The 21,333-nt window shown below is 37.3% G+C and carries 22 protein-coding genes and 1 other annotated feature; of the genes, 4 read left to right on the plus strand and 18 right to left on the minus strand.

Annotated features, from left to right (window positions below; all coding sequences use genetic code 11):
* Positions 1 to 82: 82 nt before the first annotated feature.
* From udk to alaS, 9 genes are all read right to left on the minus strand, one after another.
* Positions 83 to 721 carry a uridine kinase gene (udk, locus tag AC3WTA_RS09550; RefSeq protein WP_000537083.1) on the minus strand — a complete coding sequence of 213 codons (639 nt, stop codon included), beginning with the start codon at positions 719 to 721 and terminating at the stop codon, positions 83 to 85.
* Positions 722 to 738: 17 nt separating this feature from the next.
* Entirely contained in the window at positions 739 to 2,019 is a 1,281-nt protein-coding gene (locus tag AC3WTA_RS09555) for a peptidase U32 family protein (protein WP_000217970.1), read from the minus strand.
* A gap of 18 nt (positions 2,020 to 2,037) precedes the next feature.
* Entirely contained in the window at positions 2,038 to 2,967 is a 930-nt protein-coding gene (locus AC3WTA_RS09560; protein WP_000742789.1) for a peptidase U32 family protein, read from the minus strand.
* Positions 2,968 to 2,974: 7 nt separating this feature from the next.
* Positions 2,975 to 3,616, minus strand: coding sequence for an O-methyltransferase (locus AC3WTA_RS09565; protein ID WP_000389088.1), 642 nt, complete (start codon positions 3,614 to 3,616; stop codon positions 2,975 to 2,977).
* Positions 3,617 to 3,818: 202 nt separating this feature from the next.
* Positions 3,819 to 4,889, minus strand: coding sequence for an endolytic transglycosylase MltG (gene mltG / locus AC3WTA_RS09570; RefSeq protein WP_097860387.1), 1,071 nt, complete (start codon positions 4,887 to 4,889; stop codon positions 3,819 to 3,821).
* Positions 4,890 to 5,108: 219 nt separating this feature from the next.
* Positions 5,109 to 5,387, minus strand: coding sequence for a DUF1292 domain-containing protein (locus tag AC3WTA_RS09575; RefSeq protein WP_000392245.1), 279 nt, complete (start codon positions 5,385 to 5,387; stop codon positions 5,109 to 5,111).
* 12 nt (positions 5,388 to 5,399) lie between these two features.
* Entirely contained in the window at positions 5,400 to 5,813 is a 414-nt protein-coding gene (gene ruvX / locus AC3WTA_RS09580) for a Holliday junction resolvase RuvX (protein WP_001221205.1), read from the minus strand.
* A gap of 3 nt (positions 5,814 to 5,816) precedes the next feature.
* A complete protein-coding gene (locus AC3WTA_RS09585) occupies positions 5,817 to 6,083 on the minus strand; it encodes an IreB family regulatory phosphoprotein (RefSeq protein ID WP_000348590.1) in 267 nt (88 codons plus the stop codon).
* 76 nt (positions 6,084 to 6,159) lie between these two features.
* The gene (gene alaS, locus AC3WTA_RS09590) at positions 6,160 to 8,802 is read right to left on the minus strand and encodes an alanine--tRNA ligase (RefSeq protein ID WP_000811817.1); all 2,643 of its coding nucleotides are present in this window, start codon (positions 8,800 to 8,802) and stop codon (positions 6,160 to 6,162) included.
* Positions 8,803 to 8,842: 40 nt separating this feature from the next.
* Positions 8,843 to 9,062: a binding site (T-box leader), on the minus strand.
* Between the two features lie 209 nt (positions 9,063 to 9,271).
* Between alaS and AC3WTA_RS09595 the strand changes: the two genes are divergently transcribed.
* Positions 9,272 to 9,616: a PH domain-containing protein gene (locus AC3WTA_RS09595; protein ID WP_000209591.1), complete on the plus strand. Its 345-nt coding sequence runs from the start codon at positions 9,272 to 9,274 to the stop codon at positions 9,614 to 9,616.
* A gap of 38 nt (positions 9,617 to 9,654) precedes the next feature.
* Here AC3WTA_RS09595 and AC3WTA_RS09600 read toward each other — a convergent pair whose 3' ends face one another.
* Entirely contained in the window at positions 9,655 to 10,722 is a 1,068-nt protein-coding gene (locus AC3WTA_RS09600) for an AI-2E family transporter (protein WP_000793122.1), read from the minus strand.
* Between the two features lie 176 nt (positions 10,723 to 10,898).
* On the opposite strand from AC3WTA_RS09600, the gene AC3WTA_RS09605 reads away from it, so the two are divergent.
* Entirely contained in the window at positions 10,899 to 11,111 is a 213-nt protein-coding gene (locus tag AC3WTA_RS09605) for a hypothetical protein (protein WP_000242555.1), read from the plus strand.
* A 33-nt stretch (positions 11,112 to 11,144) separates the two neighbouring features.
* On the opposite strand, the gene AC3WTA_RS09610 is transcribed toward AC3WTA_RS09605, so the two are convergent.
* From AC3WTA_RS09610 to cymR, 7 genes are all read right to left on the minus strand, one after another.
* Entirely contained in the window at positions 11,145 to 11,273 is a 129-nt protein-coding gene (locus tag AC3WTA_RS09610) for a YrzQ family protein (protein ID WP_001053553.1), read from the minus strand.
* An 18-nt stretch (positions 11,274 to 11,291) separates the two neighbouring features.
* A complete protein-coding gene (locus AC3WTA_RS09615) occupies positions 11,292 to 11,480 on the minus strand; it encodes a YrzR-like zinc ribbon domain (protein ID WP_000469281.1) in 189 nt (62 codons plus the stop codon).
* 127 nt (positions 11,481 to 11,607) lie between these two features.
* Positions 11,608 to 13,944 (minus strand): SF1B family DNA helicase RecD2, encoded by a 2,337-nt coding sequence (recD2, locus tag AC3WTA_RS09620; protein WP_000528064.1) that lies wholly within the window; start codon positions 13,942 to 13,944, stop codon positions 11,608 to 11,610.
* A gap of 96 nt (positions 13,945 to 14,040) precedes the next feature.
* Complete coding sequence (locus tag AC3WTA_RS09625) at positions 14,041 to 14,700, minus strand: tetratricopeptide repeat protein (RefSeq protein WP_000066386.1); 660 nt, start codon at positions 14,698 to 14,700, stop codon at positions 14,041 to 14,043.
* A gap of 110 nt (positions 14,701 to 14,810) precedes the next feature.
* The gene (gene mnmA / locus AC3WTA_RS09630; protein ID WP_001038022.1) at positions 14,811 to 15,926 is read right to left on the minus strand and encodes a tRNA 2-thiouridine(34) synthase MnmA; all 1,116 of its coding nucleotides are present in this window, start codon (positions 15,924 to 15,926) and stop codon (positions 14,811 to 14,813) included.
* Positions 15,927 to 15,942: 16 nt separating this feature from the next.
* The gene (locus tag AC3WTA_RS09635) at positions 15,943 to 17,088 is read right to left on the minus strand and encodes a cysteine desulfurase family protein (RefSeq protein WP_000439916.1); all 1,146 of its coding nucleotides are present in this window, start codon (positions 17,086 to 17,088) and stop codon (positions 15,943 to 15,945) included.
* 35 nt (positions 17,089 to 17,123) lie between these two features.
* Positions 17,124 to 17,540: a cysteine metabolism transcriptional regulator CymR gene (gene cymR, locus AC3WTA_RS09640; protein ID WP_000704116.1), complete on the minus strand. Its 417-nt coding sequence runs from the start codon at positions 17,538 to 17,540 to the stop codon at positions 17,124 to 17,126.
* A 292-nt stretch (positions 17,541 to 17,832) separates the two neighbouring features.
* Between cymR and AC3WTA_RS09645 the strand changes: the two genes are divergently transcribed.
* Together AC3WTA_RS09645 and AC3WTA_RS09650 are read left to right on the plus strand one after the other, a co-directional pair.
* Entirely contained in the window at positions 17,833 to 19,119 is a 1,287-nt protein-coding gene (locus AC3WTA_RS09645) for a replication-associated recombination protein A (protein WP_000812941.1), read from the plus strand.
* Positions 19,120 to 19,156: 37 nt separating this feature from the next.
* Complete coding sequence (locus tag AC3WTA_RS09650) at positions 19,157 to 19,798, plus strand: RsfA family transcriptional regulator (protein ID WP_000857721.1); 642 nt, start codon at positions 19,157 to 19,159, stop codon at positions 19,796 to 19,798.
* A gap of 428 nt (positions 19,799 to 20,226) precedes the next feature.
* Here the strand turns inward: AC3WTA_RS09650 and AC3WTA_RS09655 are convergent, their stop codons facing one another.
* Positions 20,227 to 20,994, minus strand: coding sequence for a tRNA threonylcarbamoyladenosine dehydratase (locus AC3WTA_RS09655; protein ID WP_000903180.1), 768 nt, complete (start codon positions 20,992 to 20,994; stop codon positions 20,227 to 20,229).
* Between the last annotated feature and the right edge of the window lie 339 nt (positions 20,995 to 21,333).

Genomic DNA, 21,333 nt, shown 5'->3' on the forward strand with positions numbered 1-21,333 from the left:
TATATAGATGAGGTTGCATGTTTCATTGTATTCGATAGGAAGGGAAAAAATCCCTTCCTATCGTATATCTTTTACTATGCTATTACAAATTTACTTTTTGTTCAAGAATTGTTGCAATTTTTGTCACCATAATATCAATTGCAACATGGTTTTGTCCACCTTCAGGGATAATAATATCCGCAAATTTCTTAGAAGGCTCAATAAATTGATTGTGCATTGGACGTACAACACTTACGTATTGATCAACAACTGAATCCATCGTACGACCGCGTTCTTTAATATCACGCTGCATGCGGCGTAAAATACGAAGATCTGCATCTGTATCAACGAATAGCTTAATGTCCATTAACTCACAAAGACGTGGGTCTTCTAAAATAAGAATCCCTTCTAAAATGATTACATCTTTCGGCTCAACTGGAATAACTTCTTCTGAACGCGTATGCAATGTATAGTCATATACAGGCTTATCAATTTGCTCATATGCAAGCAACTGCTGCAAATGTTCAATTAACAGATCATTATCAAACGCAAGCGGATGATCATAATTTGTTTTTAAACGCTCTTCCATTGGTAAATGGCTTTGATCTTTGTAATAATAATCTTGCTCTAAGATTAAAATAGAATGACCTTTAAAATGGTCAAAAATCGCTTTCGTTACACTCGTTTTACCTGATCCCGAACCACCAGCAATTCCAATTACAACAGGCTTATTCGTCCCCATTCGACTATCACTCTTTCTTATTGAAGTATGCTTTTGCGCATCATATTATTCACATACACTCGTTGATCCACTTTGAATTTCACGATTTGCAACGGATGTCTCGCTGCATCTAATTCGTTTCCATCCTCATCCCAAATTTTCTCCACCGTCTGCGTAAAGTTTTCTATTTCTGGTCCAAAGAACTCGACTTCATGTCCTGGTTTGAAATGATTACGTTGCTCAATCGTTACAATGCCCGTTTCTTCATTATAATCTAACACTAAACCAGCGAAATCATACGTTGTTTTCTTACTATGATTTCCAAACATTTGCTCTTGATGTCCTGGAACCCCTTCAAAGAATGCGGGAGCTGTATCACGATTTGCACATTTATCAAGCTCATCTAACCATTCTTGTTTAAACTCAAAATTATCCGGATCCGCACAATAAGCATCAATTACTTTACGGTATACCGTTGCTACAGTCGCTACGTAATGGATTGATTTCATACGTCCTTCAACTTTTAAGCTATCAATTCCAATTTCAATCATTTTCGGAATTGATAAAATTAAATTTAAGTCTTTTGGACTCATTGCAAAGTGAGCATCTTCTTCTTGGAATAGAGGCAGCTCTTTTGCATCTTTATGTTGTGATACTGTTTGAACTAAATCATAGTCCCAACGGCAAGATTGACAACAACCACCACGGTTAGAGTCACGTGCTGTCATATGGTTACTTAACGTACATCTGCCTGAATATGCGATACACATTGCACCATGGACGAATGCTTCAATTTCAATATCCACTTTTTCTTTAATTTCTTTCATTTCTTCATAGCTTGCTTCACGAGCTAATACAAGACGATGTAAACCTTCTTCTTTCCAATACTGTGCTGCTTTCCAGTTGGATAGTGATTGTTGTGTACTTAAATGCACTTCAACAGAAGGCGCTACACGTTTACAAGTCTCAATAATAAGCGGATCAGCAACGATAATTCCCGTTACGCCAGCTTTTTCAATCCCTTTTAAATATTCCTCTAGCCCGTCCATATTTTCATTATGTGCAAAGATATTTGTTGTTACATATATTTTTGCTCCATATTTCTTTGCAAATTCAACACCTTCTGCCATTTCTTCCAGTGTAAAGTTACCTGCATTCGAACGAAGACCAAATTCTTGTCCACCTAAATATACAGCATCTGCCCCGTAATGGATAGCTACTTTTAATTTTTCTAAGTTACCCGCAGGGATTAACAGTTCAGGTTTCTTCACAATAACGCGCTTGCCATCGATTACTCGTGAAATTTCTTGTACAGTCATTTCCTACACCCTCCTCGTTTAGTAAACCGTCTCTTTAAAGAAGAATCCTGTATCTAACGGACGATTTACTGGTTGCATTTCTTCTATCTCTTTATATAAATCGTCTTTCACGTCATAATACGCATCACGATCTTCTACACATAAATCAATTGCTTTACGATATTTCTTCGTTACCTCAATAATGTATGCAGAGCTTTTTAGTACACCATCAACTTTTAAGCTAGCGACTTCAGCGTCAATTAGTTCTTCTAACTCATCGATGAAACAAATATCGTTTGGACTCATAATGTGAGTACCATTTTCATCTTCATAAATTGGATATTTATTGTTACGCTCTGGGTCATATAAGAACATATTCTCTTCATATTTTTTCTTTTCAATGTCAAGATTACGTCCTTGATACTCAAAGTAGTTTCCTACTAAGGAACGCTTCGATTGGAACATACAAGTCATACCGTGAATTTGTACTTCAAGTTCCACTTCAGCATTTTCTTTTAATTCAACAATTTCATCTAAGCTAAGCTCACGAGCTAATACAGCTCGTTTTGCTCCTCTTTGTCCCCAGTAGTTACAAGTAAACCAGTTTGTTGCTGTTGTTTCTGTATTCCAGTGCAATTGCATATTTGGCGCTACTTCTCGGACCGCCATTAATACTGCTGGGTCTCCGAAAACAATTGCATCTACACTTACTTCGTTTAAAAATGCAACATAATCTGTTAATTCGTCTACTTTATCATTGTGGAACATAGCATTCATTGCTACGTATACTTTTACACCATTTTCATGTGCAATCTTCACAGCTTGTTTCACATCTTCACGTGAAAATTCCCCTGCTAAACGTAAACCGAACTTTTGCTCACCGATCATTACCGCATCTGCTCCTGCTTTCGCAAGAGGTTCGATATCCACTACTGCTTTTGGCGTTACTAACAATTCAGGTTTCTTCATACCTTGGTCACCCTCTCTTTTTACTAACAGCTACTCCATCACCAATTGGGAAAATCGTTGTATCATATCCTTCATGGTTCATAAGCCATTCATTGTACGTCTTAATACGACGAATTAAACCACGTGTACGTCTGTTTTCAATTTTCTCTTTTGTCGTTACAAGGCCATGGTACATAACATTATCTGAAATAATTACACCACCAGGGTTTAATAACGGTTCATACAAGTCAAAAAAGCGACGATATTGTCCTTTTGCTGCATCAATAAAAATAACGTCAAACGTTCCATGTTTTTCTACTTGCTCGCCTGTTTCTAACGCATCACCGTAAATAACGGAAATACGCTCTTTAACTGGTGAACATTCTATATATTCAAGTGCTTTTTCATATCGCTCGCGATTGCGTTCAACTGTCACAATGTGAGAATTTGGAATAGCTTGCATCATACGAATACTAGAATAACCAATTGCTGTACCAAGCTCTAAAATGCTTTTTGGTCCAATTAAACGTAAAAATTGCAACATAAATTCCATTCCAAGTCGATCCATAATCGGCACATGATTTTCTTTCGCATAATCTTCCATTTCAAGAATTAATTTATCTTTTGGATCAATAAATGATAATAGGTACTCGTTAACTGCATCCTCCATAATGGTCCTCCTTATTTACATGGAGAAGTGCCTCTATGACGTCTTTTCACACATAGAATGCAATAAAAATACAAGCCAGTTTCACCCTTAGCTTGTACGTCCCGTTTTGATATTAAAAACGATTCTTCTGCCAGTTTTTAACCCGATATATTTTACCACAAAAAAGAGGGATGTGCGACCTTTTTCGCTATCCCTCCCCATTTCACTGTTTTTTCGTAATATATTTTTGCTTTAATGCATTATGCTCTTCCAATGTTTTCGCATAGTACACTTCACCAGTTGGTGCAGCTAAGAAATAATAATAATCTGTTTGCGCAGGCTCTAACGCCGCTTCCACTGAATGTTTACCAGAGTTTGCAATCGGACCAACCGGCAATCCTTTCACAACATACGTATTGTACGGTGAGTTTATCTTTAAATCTTCGTATAATACACGTTGTTTATGCTTTCCAAGTGCATATAATACCGTTGGATCAGTTTGCAGGGGCATACCTTTTTCCAAACGATTATAAAAGACACTAGAGATTTTTTGACGATCTGTAAAGCCTGTTGCCTCTTCTTCAATAAGTGAAGACAATGTTAAAAGCTGATGAACATCCCAGTTTTTCGCTTTCATTTTTGCCTCGTTTTGAACAATGATTGCATTCGTTTTCTCAAGCATTGGAATTACAATTTCTTCTAACGTCGTATCTTTTTTATAGAAAGAGTACGTCGCAGGATATAAATAACCTTCTAATGGATATTTAATATTGCTATCAAAGATTTTATCCGTTAACAACTTCGGATACTTTTGCTGCATTTTTTGAATAAATGCTTTATCGTTTAATTGACGTACGACATCATCTTTATTCCACTTTAATTCGTTTGCAACCGTTTCTGCAATTTCAGTTACTTGTGCACCTTCTTTTATCGTCACTTTATAAAGAGCTGGACGATGTACATTACCAGATGACATTTGTTCAATAACATCTGAGGCACTCATTGAAGGATTTAATAAATATGTACCCGCTTGTAAATTTTTCGATTTAGCCTTTGTATAAAAACTAAAAACTGTACCGTTTTTCACAGCACCTTTTTCTTCTAAAATCTCACCAATTTTACTAGTAGATGATCCTTTTGGAATTTCTACTTCAATCTCTTTTTTATTCCCGCTATCAACTGGCCCTAATGCGGATGAAATATACGCATAGACTGACCCACAAACTAAAAGCAGTGCAATAATTGAAAATAAAAAAAGACGTCTACGCTTTTTTTTCACTTGATTCTCTATCAACACTCTTCCTCCTTAATTAAATTGTAGACCGTATGTATATCTTTCTATACAACACGATATAAAAACACAATAAATTTATTTATCTTTTTTAGATAGACACTTTATTTTTCTACAATCCGTCTCATTATACTACAAAGGTTTACACAGTTTCGACAAAAAATCTTTCATTTTACATATAAAAAAAGATGGACTATATGTCGTCCATCTTTTCAGTACTTATTATTCAGCTTCTTGCTCATCAGCTAGAGTGTTGAACATTTCTTGTACCATTTCCCACTCTTCTTCAGATTCGATTGGAAGTAAACTTCCGCCCTCTTCTTCATTTTGCTCATAAGCCATTGCATCATAAATTGGGTCTCCATCTTCGTCTACTTCACCGATTGGAGAGAAGACTACGTATGATTTTTTGCCAAATTTTTCAGCATCAAAAGTGAAAATAATTTCACATAAATGTTCGTTACCTTTTTCGTCTACAATTGTAATTTGATTTTCTTCCATTTTGGTCACCTCTTATTTACTATCTAAAAATCCTTGTAAGATTACGACTGCAGCCATCTTATCGATTACCTGTTTTCGCTTCTTACGGCTTACATCAGCTGAAATGAGCAGACGTTCCGCTGCCATCGTTGACAAACGCTCGTCCCACATTACAACTTCTAATTGTAACAGATTTCGCAGGTTTTCTGCAAATTGCTGGCACGCTTCACCACGTGGGCCAATTGTACCATTCATATTTTTAGGTAAACCTACTACTATTTTGTCCACATTGTACTGCTTTACTAACTCAGAAATACGGTCAAAACCAAAATAGCCTCGTTCTTCGTTAATCCTGATTGTTTCCAGCCCTTGCGCTGTCCAGCCCATTTCGTCGCTCATTGCAACTCCGACTGTTTTTGTACCTACATCTAAACCTAATATCCGCATAAACTACTCCTCACGATGATGTTTCAAGTACGACTTCACAAGCTCTTCAATTAACTCATCACGTTCAAGCTTGCGAATGATGCTTCGTGCATCTTTATGGCGAGGTATGTATGCTGGGTCTCCACTTAATAAATAACCGACGATTTGGTTAATCGGATTATAGCCTTTTTCTTGAAGTGCATCATACACAGTTAAAAGTACATCATTTACATGGACACTCTGTTTTTCATCTTGAATGCTAAACTTCATTGTTTTATCAAAACCGTCCATTTCAAGCACCTCACTTATATAGTAAGTATAGGGAGAAGAACTTCTCCTCTCCCTACCATTGTACACTACTATCTCTTTATTTTGAAACAGATTTAACGTACTCTTGTACAAATGCTAAAGCTTCCTCAACTTGCGCTGGGTTTTTACCGCCTGCTTGAGCCATGTCAGGACGGCCACCACCGCCGCCGCCACAACGAGAAGCTACTTCTTTCACAAGTTTACCAGCATGGTAACCTTGGCTAATTAAATCTTTCGTTACGCCAGCTAAGATGTTTACTTTATCATCATTTACAGACGCTAATACGACAACTGCAGACTCTAATTTATTTTTCAGGTCATCCATCATCGTACGTAAGTTGTTCATATCTGCAACGTTTACTTTCGCTGCTAATACGTTTACGCCATCAACTGTCATTACTGAATCAGTTAAGTTTCCAGCTTCAATATTGCTTAATTTTGCAGCAAGAGATTCGTTTTCTTTTTGAAGTTGTTTTACTTCAGCAAATAAACCATCCACTCTTGTTAAAATATCTTTCGGATTTGTTTTCATTTTTCCTGCTGCTTCTTTTAATAAACCTACTTGATCGTTCATTAATTCGTATGCAGATTTACCAGTTACTGCTTCAATACGACGCGTTCCTGCACCGATACCAGACTCAGCAACGATTTTGAAAATACCAATTGAAGCTGTGTTATCAACGTGACAACCACCGCAAAGCTCTAAGCTATAATCGCCTACTTGTACAACGCGTACAACATCACCGTATTTTTCACCGAATAATGCCATTGCGCCCATTTCTTTCGCTTCTTCAATTGCTTTTTGAGAAATCTCAACATCAATACTTTCCCAAATTTTCTCGTTTACCATACGCTCAATTTTTTCTAATTCGTCAGCTTGTACTTGACCGAAGTGAGAGAAATCAAAGCGTAAACGTTCAGAAGTTACAAGAGAACCTGCTTGGTTAACATGCGTTCCAAGTACGTCTTTTAATGCTTGGTGTAGTAAGTGAGTTGCTGTATGGTTTTTCACAACGCTACTACGGTTTTTCGTGTCGATAATAGCTTTCACAGCCGCATCTTTCGTTAATGTACCTTCTTCAACAACAACTTTGTGTAAGTTTTGGCCATTTGGTGCTTTTTGTACATCTTTTACAAGCACTTTCACGCCGTCAGCAAGAAGGTAACCACGGTCTGCAATTTGTCCACCGCTCTCAGCATAGAATGGTGTTACATCAAGCATTAATTGCCCTTCTTCACCAGCTTGTAAGCTATCTGTGTATTCGCCGTTTTTCACAAGTGCAACAACGTTACTTTCTGTTGCAACTGTACCGTAACCAACGAACTCGCTCGCTACTTTCACTTCTCCAAGGACACCGCCTTGAACTTGCATAGAATCAACGTCTTGACGAGCAGCACGTGCGCGCTCACGTTGTTTTTCCATTTCACTTTCAAAGCCTTCCTGATCAACTGTCATACCAGCTTCTTCTGCATATTCTTCTGTTAATTCAATCGGGAAACCATATGTGTCATATAGACGGAACGCATCTACTCCAGAAATAACAGTTGTTTTTTCTTCTTTTGCTTTTGTGATAACTTCAGCTAAAATTGCTTCCCCATCATGAAGTGTTTCATGGAAACGCTCTTCTTCGTTTTTCACAACTTTTGCTATGAAATCTTTCTTTTCAAGTACTTCTGGGTAGAAGTCTTTCATTACTTCTCCAACAACCGGCACTAATTCAAACATGAATGGACGGTTGATGTTTAATTTCTTCGAATAACGAACCGCGCGGCGTAATAAACGACGTAATACATAACCACGGCCTTCGTTAGATGGAAGAGCACCGTCACCTACAGCAAATGTTACTGTACGGATATGGTCAGCAATTACTTTAAACGCCATATCTTTTTCTAAGTCACCATTACGATACTTCTCACCAGAAATTGATTCTGTTGCGCCAATCATCGGCATGAATAAGTCTGTGTCAAAGTTTGTAGGTACATCTTGAACGATAGATGTCATACGCTCTAGACCCATCCCTGTATCGATGTTTTTCTTAGGAAGCGGTGTATATGAACCGTCTGGATTATGGTTAAATTGAGAGAATACAAGGTTCCATACTTCTAAGTAACGCTCGTTTTCTCCGCCTGGATATAATTCTGGGTCACTAAAGTCATTACCATAAGCTTCTCCGCGGTCATAGAAAATCTCTGTATTCGGTCCGCTTGGTCCTTCACCGATATCCCAGAAGTTTTCTTCTAAACGGATGATGCGCTCTTTTGGAACACCCATTTTTTCATTCCAAATTGTGAATGCTTCTTCATCTTCTGGATGGATTGTAACTGATAGTAATTCTTTATCGAATCCGATCCATTTGTCGCTCGTTAAGAATTCCCAAGCCCAAGTAATTGCTTCTTCTTTAAAGTAATCACCGATTGAGAAGTTTCCTAACATTTCAAAGAATGTATGGTGACGAGCTGTTTTCCCTACGTTTTCAATATCGTTTGTACGAATTGATTTTTGAGCATTTGTAATACGTGGATTTTGCGGGATTACACGTCCATCAAAATATTTTTTTAATGTCGCTACACCACTGTTAATCCATAACAGAGATGGATCTTCATGCGGAACTAGTGATGCACTAGGTTCTACTGCATGTCCTTTTTCTTGGAAAAAGTCTAAAAACATTTGACGAATTTGTGCGCCTGTTAGTTGTTTCATTGTATTTTCCTCCTTAAATATAAAAAACTCCCGCCCCTATAAAAGGGACGAGAGTTAACTCGCGATACCACCCTAATTATGAATTGATTATTATAACAATCAATTCATCACCTCATGGTGCCGTAACGTGGCAAGACGGCAGTGATTAGCTGCTCTCAGGATTAGCTTTCTGTTACCCTTCATTTAAAGCTTCTTTCAGCCATATGGAAGCTTCTCTCTATAAATGGACTGTAACGTACTTTTTCCGTCATTGATTTAATGTATTATATGACTAAATATAATAGAATTCTCTTAAGTTTGTCAATGTAGATAATCATTTATATTGCATTAACCATAGTTATTCTACTATTCATTCTTAACAGCCTTTCAATATATTATGCATTTATTAATAAATTGTACTATCTCTATATTTTTCAGAATATTATATTTTTGTTATGATTAAATTATCAATAATAAAGGGGCGATTACAATGACAACCTTATTAAGCAAAGCTAAAAACATATTAATGACTGACGAAACAATATTGTTTTATGTAGCATGTTCATTAGACATATTTATTTATCGTTCCGTCGCAAGGCCAGGCCTATTGATTTTAACGAACAAACGGCTCTTCTTTTATGGACCAGATGTAAGTAAGAACCCAATATTTGAAGAGTACTCTTTTGCAAACATTTCTAATCTAAAAGAGCAAAAGCGTCTTTTCAGCAATCAAATTATATTTATGTACGATAATGAATGGAAAAAAATAAAACATATTCAAACAAATGATGTAAGCTCTCTCGTTCAACAAATACACGAGCAACTCTCTAAATAATGATAGCCCTCTACTTTTATAAGTAGAGGGCTATCATATTACACATTTTCTTTTTTCCAAAGAGGCCTTACATGAACGATCACCGTACGAATGACCGCTAAAACAGGAACTGATATTAATAACCCTACAATTCCTGCCACTTCTCCCCCAACTAGTAATGCGAGCATAATAATAACAGGATGCATACGAAGTGACTTACCAACGATGTAAGGTGATAAAATGTTACTTTCCAAAAATTGTAAAATAGCAATCGTAATTCCCGCCTTAATGAGTAAACTCGTTGATACCGTTGCCGCAATCATCAATGTCGGAATCGCCCCTAAAATAGGACCGAAGTACGGGATTATATCCGTTACCCCAATAATAATGCCGAGTAATAATGGATATTTCATACCGATAAACCAAAAAGAAAGAACAGATACGCCCCCTAATACTAAGCAAACAAATAACTGTCCTCGAATATAACTTCCGAGTGACTTATCAATTTCTTTCGCCAGCATTTGCCCTGTACTACGCCACTTACTCGGGACTAGTTTCCAAAAGATATGATAAAATTCACCGTAATCTTTTAATATGTAAAATACAATGAACGGTATTAAGAAAATAATAAGCAACGAGTCCAATACGCCACGGGCTGTGCTCATCACTTTATTTAAAAGTGATTGTATCTTCGTTTCTACTCCACCAAAAATTTGTTTCACCTTTTCATGAATAAAGGACGGGAAGTTCGCTGTTTGTTCCGTAACGCCATCCATCCAAGAATCATACATTTTTGTAAACTGCGGAAATTGCTCATTAATCTCTTGTAATTGCTTAATAACAATTGGCGTTCCTTTATAAATCCCATAACCAATTCCGCCAAAGAAAAGGATGTAAATGAGCAAAATAGCAAGTGTACGTGGCATCCCTTCTTTATGAATTTTTTCAATTAAAGGATGCAATAAATACGCAATAAAACACGCAATAAGAAACGGTGTAATTGCCACTTTAAATACAAAAATAATCGGTGCCCATAGCGGCTTAATTTTTAAAAAGACGAGCAAACAAAGAAATACAAGTAACAATAACCCTAAACGATATATCCAAATGATTTTAAGATTCTTCACATGAAAAACCTCCTCCACCTTTATTTTGAAAATAAATAGGGTAGGTTATGTGCGAAAGTTTTAAAATCTTTTCGTGCAGACCATACTGTTTTGTAAAGACGTACATATACATAACATAATAAGGACAACCACCCCTGAGAATGCAGCATGAAACAATATAATCAGGAGGGCTCATAATGGTTTTATTTATGCTCGTATTATCAGCACTTTTTATGATTCTTGAATGGGTTTGTATCGGGTTTGGTATTTGGAAAGGTTTCTTTATTCGTTCCTCACGAAAAGAAAGAGCGAAGCAATTATTTCATTACGGAATGCTTGGCGTTGGATGTTACGGCCTATCGTATCTCTTCTCTGAAATCGGACTTTTATATTTACATACAAGTGCATAAAAAAACTCCCTTGATGAAGGGAGTTTTTTGCGCTTATAAATAAGATTTAATCATCTTACGTGCTTTTTTCATATTGCGTTTTGAAAATACATCTTGCTTGCGAGCATATTGATATGCTGCAGCTCCAACACCTAATGCGATTAATGAATTGCGTAGATTCAAAGTAAATCCCCCTTTTCGTTATCCGATCGTTCTTTCGTTCTCATCAAATAAATCATCAAGAGAGCTTAATGAACCATCTTCCTCTACTTGATGCGTATGGATTTTCCCCTTTGAAACCGATAATTCGATATAACAATTCCAGCAATAAAATTGGTTGACACCTATTTTCCCAATGTCTTTCCCTTTGCAATTTGGACAAATGAACATATGGCTTTCATCTCCTTACAGTCTCCCAGATTCTATTCGCCATTATGTCCAAACCGCATTCATTTATACATTGCTGGAGCCTTTCAACGTTATACGTTTGAAAGTTTCACTATATAATTTCACCTTGTTACATGAAATCATACGGTGAAATGTTTTCCACGTCCATTTCTTCGCCATTAACTGTTACCATCTGTACTTCTCCTTGTGATTCTTGCAAACGACCAGCTAAAGTCGTTTGGCGCATTGCATCATCAAGGCGATTTACACCAGACTGGAAAGCGGCTTCCTCTCCGCAAATAATAAGGAACTTCTTACTTCTTGTAATGCCAGTATAAATTAAATTACGACGTAACATCCGATTGTAACTTTTTACTATCGGCATAATTACGATTGGGAACTCACTACCTTGCGACTTATGAATCGAACAGCAATAGGCATGTGTAATTTGATTTAAGTCTGGCTTTGTATACGTTACTTCAATTCCATCAAATGAAACGATAATCATATCTTGTTGTTCAACATTTTCTTTCGCATAAAACACCGAAACAATTTCTCCGATATCACCATTAAACACTTGGCTCTCCGGCTGATTAACGAGTTGTAGTACTTTATCGCCTCGTCGGTATACAACATCACCGTAAACAATTTCTTTACTCTTTTCCCTTTTCGGGTTAAACACTTCTTGCAACGCTTCGTTTAACACATTAATACCGGCAGGTCCGCGGTACATCGGGGCCAGTACTTGTACATCCCTTGCGCTAAACCCTTTTGTCTTAGCATTTTCACAAACCTTCTTAACAACCTCAACAATTTGAGCTCCTGTACAGCCGATAAATGAACGATCTTTTTGATTTTGCGCTAAATCTGGCGGGAGCGTTCCATTTTTTATAGCATGGGCGAGTTGAATAACAGATGAGCCTTCCGCTTGACGATAAATTTCAGTAAGCTTTACTGTTGGAACTGCACCTGCATTCAATAAATCTTTCAACACTTGCCCAGGTCCTACAGATGGTAATTGATCTTCATCGCCTACAACGATAACTTGAATGTTAGTCGGCAATGACTTAAACAGCTGATTTGCAAGCCAAATATCAACCATTGAAAACTCATCAATAATGAGCAATTTCCCTTGTACTGGATCCGTTTCATTACGCTGGAAAGACCCTTCTGGCGTCCAGCCAAGTAAACGGTGAATTGTACAAGCTGGAAGCCCCGTTGATTCACTCATTCGCTTCGCTGCTCTTCCTGTTGGGGCCGTTAATAATATCGGAAATGGATTATCATCACTGTATTCATTCGGATTTAACGATAATCCGTGCAGTGATGCATACATTTCAACAATTCCTTTAATAACTGTTGTCTTCCCTGTTCCTGGTCCACCTGTCAATAACATCATCGGCTTATGAAGTGCCGTTTGAATCGCTTCTTGCTGAAGCGGTGCATACTGTACGTTCAGTTGTTCTTCAATTTGACCTAACGTCTTTAACACTTCTGCTTCAGGAAATGAAGGTGTTTCTTCTTGATTCATAAGTCGGCGAATAGACTTTACAACACCTTTTTCTGAGTAGAATAACGATGCTAAATACACTCGTTCTTCTTCTATGATAACTTTCCCTTCACTTTGCATCATTTCAACGCAAGCTACAATGTCTTCCTCGGTCACTCTTCCTTCTTGATTATTTAAAAGTGACATCGTTTCTCTTACAAGTTGATTTTTCCCCATATAAACATGACCAAGTTGCAATGAAACATTCTCTAACGTATAAAAACAACCCGCACGTACACGGTCATCATGATTACCCGATATCCCTAACGCCCGTCCGATATCATCCGCTCTTCCAAATCCAATCCCATCCACTTCTTCAATAAGCTTATATGGATTATTACGAATAACTTCTAATGTCATCTCTTTATATTGCTGGTAAATCTTAATAGAAAGCTTCGTTCCAAAACCGTAACCATTTAAAAAACTCATTACTTTCTCTAATCCTTGATGTTCAACAATTGTCTCATATATTTCTTGCGCTTTTTGCTTATTGACAACACCATTTAACGCATCCGGATCATCCATAATTTTAGAAATGGCATGTTCCCCAAGATGATCCACAATTTTTTCAGCTGTACGCTTTCCTATCCCTTTAAATAAATCACTCGCTAAATATTGCACCATACCTGCTTTTGTTTGCGGCAATTCTTTCTTAAACGTTTCAACTAAATATTGTTTCCCATACTTCGGATGGTCTTTAAAATGCCCTGTCAATGTAAACACTTCATCTTCATGCATGCGGGGAAAATGACCGTTTATCATCACTTTTTTTTCGTCGTACGTTTCATTCGTCTCAATGACTTTCATACTGACAACGGAATAGAGGTTTTCTTCGTTGTGGAAAATGGTATGAAGAACTTGCGCTTTTATAAACTTTTTCTCTTCCTCAAACAAATCCATTGCATGTTGATTTCCCATCTTTCCTCTCCTTTCCGGTTCGTTTCACTTTAATGAGCAGTACATCCCCCACCTATTTAGATGAGGGATAACTACCCATTAAACTATATTTTCATCTTATTCAGCTTCTTGCTCCAATAAACGAACACCATTGCCAGCTAAAAAGTGATCTGGCTGAATTTCAGTTGCTTTCTTAAATAAAGTAAGAGCCTTCTCGTTATTTTCTTCAAATACGTACGCAACACCTAAATTATAATACGCATCTGCATGCTCTTCATCCATTTCTAATACCTTTTCAAAATAAGGTTTCGCCTCTTGAATATGTTCTAAACGTGCAAAGCAAAGTCCGCACTGAAACACAGCTTCTACATCGTTTTCATCTAATTCTGTTGCTCTTTGTAAAAACGGCAGTGCAAGACGATCATTTCCAAGTTGCACATGTGTAATACCTAACATAAATGTTACATCAGCTGATTGTAATCCCGCTTGCATCGCTTGTTCAAATACAGCCTTTGCCTCTGCAAATTGCTCTTGACCGTAATACACATTTCCTAATCCATAATAAGCAGCCGCAGATTTATCATCTAATTCTAATGCACGTTTATAAAATAAAATTGCTCTTTCACTATCACCTAGTGCATCTAATAAGTTCGCAAAATTAATGTATCCAAGCGCATCTTTCGGATTTTCTTCAATTGCTTCTGTGAAATTTTTAGCAGCTTCTTCCCAGTTTCCTTCTTGCATATATTGAATACCTGTTTCAAGTTTGTTTGACATGTCCTTCACCTCTACAACAAATTATAACAAAGAATGTATTTTCCAAGCGAACGAAAATTCGCTTTATGTAAAAGAAACCTCTAACCGCTAATCGGCAGAGGCTTCTCATTTTATCCTAAATAATCCAATTTCTTACCACTACGATATACTTCATCAATTGTAGCACCGCCTAAGCACTCATCTCCATCATAGAAAACAACTGCTTGTCCTGGTGTAATTGCACGAATTGGCTCGTCACAAAGAATACGAACTGTATTTTCATCAACGATTTGAACCGTTACTTTATTGTCTTCTTGACGATAACGGAATTTTGCTGTGCACTTAAATTCTTTTTCTTTCGCTTCATTACTTACCCAGCCGATATTCGTAGCAATAACTTCATCACCATATAGAAGTTCGTTATGGAATCCTTGATCAACATATAAAATGTTTTCTTTCAAGTTTTTCCCAACAGCAAACCACGGATCACCGTTACCACCAATACCAAGGCCATGACGTTGTCCAATTGTATAGTACATTAAACCGTCATGCTTCCCTTTCACTTCACCAGATAATGTTTGCATCACACCTGGTTGCGCTGGTAAATAGTTGCTTAAGAAATCTTTAAAGTTACGCTCACCGATAAAGCAAATACCAGTACTATCTTTCTTCGCCGCTGTCGCTAAACCAGCTTCTGTCGCCATTTCACGAATTTGCGGTTTCTTTAATTCACCTAATGGGAACATTGTTTTTGATAATTGCTCTTGGCTTAATTGATTCAAGAAATACGTTTGGTCTTTATTGTCATCAACGCCGCGAAGCATTTTATATTCGCCGTCCATATAAGCAACGCGTGCATAATGACCTGTCGCTACATAATCAGCACCAAGCGCAATTGCATGCTCTAAAAATGCTTTAAATTTAATTTCTTTATTACACATTACATCTGGGTTCGGTGTACGACCAGCTCGGTACTCATCTAAGAAGTACGTAAATACTTTATCCCAGTATTGTTTTTCAAAGTTTACTGCATAATATGGAATGCCAATTTGGTTACACACTTCAATTACATCATTGTAATCTTCCGTTGCTGTGCAGACACCATTCTCATCTGTATCATCCCAGTTTTTCATAAAAATTCCGATTACATCATAACCTTGCTCTTTTAATAAAAGAGCTGCTACAGATGAATCGACGCCACCGGACATCCCGATGACAACGCGTGTTTCTTGAGGTAGTTTGTTCATCATGTCACCTCCCATGCTAATTTTGTGTTAATCGCTTCACGATTTTCACTGTTTCGTACGCCGCTTTCTCAATTTGCTCTTTCGTATTTCCAAGCCCGAAACTAAAGCGTACGGATGAACGTATTTGATCGGAGTCTTTTCCGAACATCGCTACTAATACATGTGATGGATCAATCGAACCAGCTGTACACGCCGAGCCACTTGACACTGCAATGCCAGCTATATCTAAGTTCACAAGGAACGGTTCAATGTTCATTCCTGTAAAACTGATATTAAGCACATGTGGTAAGCGATATTCTAAGTTTCCGTTTACCTCGAAAGTAATGTCTTCATTTTTGAAGACAGATACCATTATATCTTTAAACTCTTCATATTGGGCATTTTTTTGCTCACGAGTTTTTTCAGCTAACAAAATTGCATGTTGCAAACCAACGATACTCGGTACATTTTCAGTACCAGCACGGCGTTTTCTTTCTTGCTCCCCGCCTATTAATAACGGTTCAAATTTCACATTTGCACCAGCGTATAGGAACCCTACACCTTTTGGTCCATTAATTTTATGAGCTGAAATCGATAATAAATCAATACCGAACTCTTTCACATCTATTTCTACTAATCCGTAAGCTTGTACCGCATCTGTATGAAAATAAGCTTGATGCTCTTTTAGCAACTTCCCTATTTCCACGATTGGTTGCATCGTCCCAACTTCATTATTCCCAAACATAACGGATACGAGAATCGTCTCTTCTGTTAATGCATTTTGTATGTCAGAAACTTGAACGCGTCCTGTTTCATCAACAGGTAAATATGTCACTTCAAACCCTTCGCGCTCTAACAATTCACACGTATGCAAAATTGCATGATGTTCAATTCGCGTCGTTATAATATGGTTACCTTTATGACGGTTCGCACGTGCTACACCTATAAGTGCTAAATTATCAGCTTCTGTACCACCGCTCGTAAATATAATTTCATTCGGATTCGCATGAATGCTACGTGCACCCGCCCGTCTTGCCTCATCTACTGCATGGCGCGTTTGACGTCCATAAAAGTGAATACTAGACGGGTTCCCAAATGTTTCTGTCATATATGGAATCATCTTTTCGACCACTTCTGGGTGAGTCGGAGATGTCGCAGCATGATCTAAGTAAATGCGTTCCATTAAATCTCCTTCTTTCCAAATCGTTTCACAAGGAATTAAATGTAAAACATATAGCCCCCGTGATTTTCTTCCTCATAACGTACTAAATCTTCTAACGTTGTACTATCTAACACTTCTTGCACCGCATCACGAACACGCATCCATAATTGGCGTTGTGCTGGTTCTTCTTCTTCTATCATTTCTACAACACTAATTGGACCCTCTAATACACGGATTACGTCCCCAGCTGTAATGTTAGCTGGCTGATCTGACAATACATATCCGCCATATGCCCCGCGCGTACTCTTTACTAGACGAGCGTTACGAAGTGGTGAAATTAATTGCTCTAAATAATGTTCCGATAAGTCATGTGCCTGCGCAATTGATTTTAAGGAAATCGGACCTTCACCAAATTTTTTTGCAAGATCGATCATAATTGTTAAGCCGTAGCGGCCTTTCGTTGAAATCTTCATCTATTTTGCACCTCTTTTCAAATTTTCACTTCTATTGGTTATATCTTATTTATAAAAGAACACAATTTAAAATCCTATGAAATTATAGCATAATATAGTATTATAAGAAATTTCAACTTGTGTATCAAAATGATAACATAAAATCACATTGAAAAACTCGGCAATTATTACAATTGAAAGAAAAATGAAAATATTTATATTCATTTTTCCCACAAAACAGCATCCTATTTCAAATTCCACTAAAAAAAATGATACGATAGAAAGAGATTATACATTAAGGGAGACGGTAAAAATGAAACAGCCACTCGCACATCGAATGCGCCCTACAAATATTCAAGAAATTATCGGACAACAACATTTAGTTGGTGAAGGAAAAATTTTATGGCGAATGGTCCAAGCAAATCATTTTCAATCTATGATTTTATACGGCCCTCCAGGCACAGGAAAAACATCCATTGCGAGCGCAATTGCAGGAAGTACTGGAACCCCTTTTCGCCTATTAAACGCTGTTACTCATAATAAAAAAGATATGGAAGTTGTCGTACAAGAAGCAAAGATGCATCGACACCTCGTTTTAATTTTAGATGAAGTACACCGTCTAGATAAAGCAAAACAGGATTTTCTATTACCTCATTTAGAAAGCGGACTCCTTACCTTAATCGGTGCAACAACGAGTAATCCGTTCCATGCTATTAATTCTGCTATTCGAAGTCGTTGTCAAATCTTCGAATTACACGCATTAACAGAAGATGATCTTTTAATCGGCTTAAAACGAGCACTTGAAGATAAAGAAAAAGGTCTCGGGGAATATGATGTAACGGTTACGCCTGAAGCATTACATCACTTTGCAAATGCATCTGGTGGAGACATGCGTTCTGCTTATAATGCACTTGAACTAGCTGTTTTATCTAGCTTTACAACGGACGAAAAAGCTGCGGTAATTACGCTAGAAATTGCAGAAGAATGCTTGCAAAAAAAGAGCTTCGTTCACGACAAAGGCGGTGATGCTCATTATGACGTATTATCGGCATTTCAAAAATCGGTGCGCGGAAGTGATGTAAATGCAGCACTTCATTATTTAGCACGTCTTATTGAAGCTGGTGATTTACAAAGCATTGGTAGACGTCTTCTTATTATGGCATATGAAGATATCGGACTTGCTAGCCCACAAGCCGGACCGCGTACACTAGCAGCTATAGAATCAGCGGAACGAGTTGGATTCCCGGAGGCACGCATACCACTTGCAAATGCTGTTATCGAGCTTTGCTTATCACCAAAATCAAACTCAGCTTACAAAGCACTTGATACTGCATTACACGATTTACGCAACGGTCAAACAGGCGACATTCCAAGTCATTTAAAAGATAGTCATTACAAAGGCGCAGAATCACTCGGAAGAGGCATTGGGTACTTATATCCACACGACCATCCAAATGGATGGGTACAACAACAATACTTACCTGATAAAATAAAAAACAAACAATATTATAAACCGAAAACGACAGGGAAATTTGAGCAAGCACTTTCTACTGTATATGAAAGATTACAAAGTTCGAATAAAACGAAAAATAAAGGGTAACATAAGCGAAAACGTCACCATTATGGAGGCTTCGCTTATGAAAACACGTCAAGATGCATGGACAAAAGAAGACGATCTCCTTTTAGCAGAAACTGTTTTACGACATATTCGCAGCGGTAGCACACAAATAAAAGCATTCGATGAAGTCGGCGATACATTGAACCGCACTTCCGCAGCTTGCGGATTTAGATGGAATGCTGAAGTACGACCGAATTACGAAGATGCGGTTCAACTTGCAAAAAAACAACGTAAAGAATTAAAACGCTCTGAGGCTAAAATAGAAAAAGAGCATTTCACGCAAACGAAACAACTCGTAATTGATGCCGAGTTTTCAGAAGATATTACGCCAAATAAACAAGAACTTACAATGCAAAGTGTCATTTCATTTTTGCAAAACTTAGAGCACAATAGCCCTTCACTCGCAAAGTTACAAACTGAAAATGACGTATTACAAGCTCAGCTCACGTCCCTGCAAAAAACAAACCATGAACTTGAAGCAAAATTAGCGGTCCTCTCAAAAAAACAACAAGCAATCGAAGAAGATTATGCCATGCTTGTTAGAATTATGGACCGTGCTCGAAAACTCGTTTCAGTTGAAGAACAAGAAGAACAGATCGCTCCAATTTTCAAGACAGATCAAAATGGTAATTTAGATATTGTTTATTCTGCAGAAAACTAAAAAGGATGTCACCTAGTCGGGGTTTCTGACTGTGTGGCATCTTTTTTCTCCGGTAAAAATCACATCGCTAAATTAATTTAAATAGATTAACAAACAAAATTGACAACAATAAACCTCAAGTTCACACAAATAAACATCAGGGAATAATTAGATATTTATTACTTGAATGTTACTATAAAGATATATGTTTGAAAGGAGATGGTTGCTATTTCATTAATAGTCTTCAAAATAACACTCGGTATTCTCGTTCTAACATTAGGTTTTTTTACCATTCAGAGTTTAAAAAAGACTTCCGCCTATAAGTCGGATAAATACGATTATTCTTTATTAGGATTACTTACATTCGAATTATTAGTATTGCAAATATCTGCAATTCTTTAAAACATAATAGAAAAAGCATATATCCTAGACGGATATATGCTTTCCTTTTATTCTTGCCCTACACGCTTCACTTCAACGTTTTTAATACGTTCACGTACAACGTGACTTGCCATAATTAGGCCTGCCACAGATGGTACGAATGCATTTGATGAAGGTGGTAATTTCGCTTTACGAATTTTTGCATTTTCGTCTGGTACGATTTCTTTACGTACTTCTTCACGAATTACGATTGGGTTTTCGTCAGAGAAGACAACTTTTACACCTTTTTTAATACCATCTTTACGAAGCTTCGTACGAATTACTTTCGCAATTGGATCTGTATGTGTTTTAGAGATGTCCGCAATACGGAAACGAGTTGGGTCCATTTTATTTGCTGCACCCATGCATGAGATAATTTTAATTTTTCGACGTAAGCACTGTTTAATTAAATGAATTTTGAACGTAATCGTATCAGATGCATCTACTACGAAATCCAATCCATGTTTGAAGAACTCTTCATATGTTTCATCAGTATAAAACATTTCTAGTCCAATTACTTCACAATCTGGATTAATGTCTGCGATACGCTCTTTCATTAATTCTACTTTTGAACGCCCTACAGTAGATACTAACGCGTGAATTTGACGGTTTACGTTTGTAATATCTACAACGTCTTTATCGACTAATACGAGACGTCCTACGCCAGAACGTGCTAACGCCTCTGCCGAAAATGACCCTACGCCGCCAATTCCTAAAATACCGACTGTACTATTTTTTAATATTTCAAGTCCTTCTTTACCGAAGGCTAATTCATTACGTGAAAATTGATGTAACATTCAGCTCTACACTCCTATTACAAAAATGGTCTACCATGTATTCTAGCGTTTTTCCGACTATTTGTATAGAAAAAGTTATAGAATTCCTAAAAATACATATTTCGAGAATAAAAACATAGTGTAAACCGGATTTTATTTCGTCCTAAATACACGTTTAAAAGGGAGGATTCAGAGAACCGAGCAAATCGAGGCACGTATGCTAGGAGGAGCACAGTGTAGGAGTACTACTCGAGCACCGGACTAGCATACGTAACGATGAGATGCGACAGTTATCTAAACCGGACTTTTTAAATAACCCTTTCAATATACATTTAAAAAGGAGGATTTAGAGAACCGAGC

The organism is Bacillus sp. EB106-07-01-XG149 (assembly GCF_058791555.1).

Excerpts from the sequence above, each read along its gene's own strand:
- AC3WTA_RS09575 (WP_000392245.1), bottom strand. The coding sequence starts at position 5,387 with ATGGAAGAAAATCAAATTACAATTGTAGACGAAAAAGGTAACGAACAT.
- AC3WTA_RS09555 (WP_000217970.1), bottom strand. The coding sequence starts at position 2,019 with ATGACTGTACAAGAAATTTCACGAGTAATCGATGGCAAGCGCGTTATT.
- AC3WTA_RS09565 (WP_000389088.1), bottom strand. The coding sequence starts at position 3,616 with ATGGAGGATGCAGTTAACGAGTACCTATTATCATTTATTGATCCAAAA.
- AC3WTA_RS09605 (WP_000242555.1), top strand. The coding sequence starts at position 10,899 with ATGGTTTTATTTATGCTCGTATTATCAGCACTTTTTATGATTCTTGAA.
- AC3WTA_RS09655 (WP_000903180.1), bottom strand. The coding sequence starts at position 20,994 with ATGTTACATCAATTTTCACGTAATGAATTAGCCTTCGGTAAAGAAGGA.
- AC3WTA_RS09585 (WP_000348590.1), bottom strand. The coding sequence starts at position 6,083 with ATGGACGGTTTTGATAAAACAATGAAGTTTAGCATTCAAGATGAAAAA.
- AC3WTA_RS09560 (WP_000742789.1), bottom strand. The coding sequence starts at position 2,967 with ATGAAGAAACCTGAATTGTTAGTAACGCCAAAAGCAGTAGTGGATATC.
- alaS (WP_000811817.1), bottom strand. The coding sequence starts at position 8,802 with ATGAAACAACTAACAGGCGCACAAATTCGTCAAATGTTTTTAGACTTT.
- recD2 (WP_000528064.1), bottom strand. The coding sequence starts at position 13,944 with ATGGGAAATCAACATGCAATGGATTTGTTTGAGGAAGAGAAAAAGTTT.
- AC3WTA_RS09635 (WP_000439916.1), bottom strand. The coding sequence starts at position 17,088 with ATGGAACGCATTTACTTAGATCATGCTGCGACATCTCCGACTCACCCA.
- mnmA (WP_001038022.1), bottom strand. The coding sequence starts at position 15,926 with ATGAACAAACTACCTCAAGAAACACGCGTTGTCATCGGGATGTCCGGT.
- AC3WTA_RS09650 (WP_000857721.1), top strand. The coding sequence starts at position 19,157 with ATGAAAACACGTCAAGATGCATGGACAAAAGAAGACGATCTCCTTTTA.
- AC3WTA_RS09645 (WP_000812941.1), top strand. The coding sequence starts at position 17,833 with ATGAAACAGCCACTCGCACATCGAATGCGCCCTACAAATATTCAAGAA.
- udk (WP_000537083.1), bottom strand. The coding sequence starts at position 721 with ATGGGGACGAATAAGCCTGTTGTAATTGGAATTGCTGGTGGTTCGGGA.
- AC3WTA_RS09625 (WP_000066386.1), bottom strand. The coding sequence starts at position 14,700 with ATGTCAAACAAACTTGAAACAGGTATTCAATATATGCAAGAAGGAAAC.
- ruvX (WP_001221205.1), bottom strand. The coding sequence starts at position 5,813 with ATGCGGATATTAGGTTTAGATGTAGGTACAAAAACAGTCGGAGTTGCA.
- AC3WTA_RS09615 (WP_000469281.1), bottom strand. The coding sequence starts at position 11,480 with ATGTTCATTTGTCCAAATTGCAAAGGGAAAGACATTGGGAAAATAGGT.
- cymR (WP_000704116.1), bottom strand. The coding sequence starts at position 17,540 with ATGAAGATTTCAACGAAAGGCCGCTACGGCTTAACAATTATGATCGAT.
- AC3WTA_RS09595 (WP_000209591.1), top strand. The coding sequence starts at position 9,272 with ATGACAACCTTATTAAGCAAAGCTAAAAACATATTAATGACTGACGAA.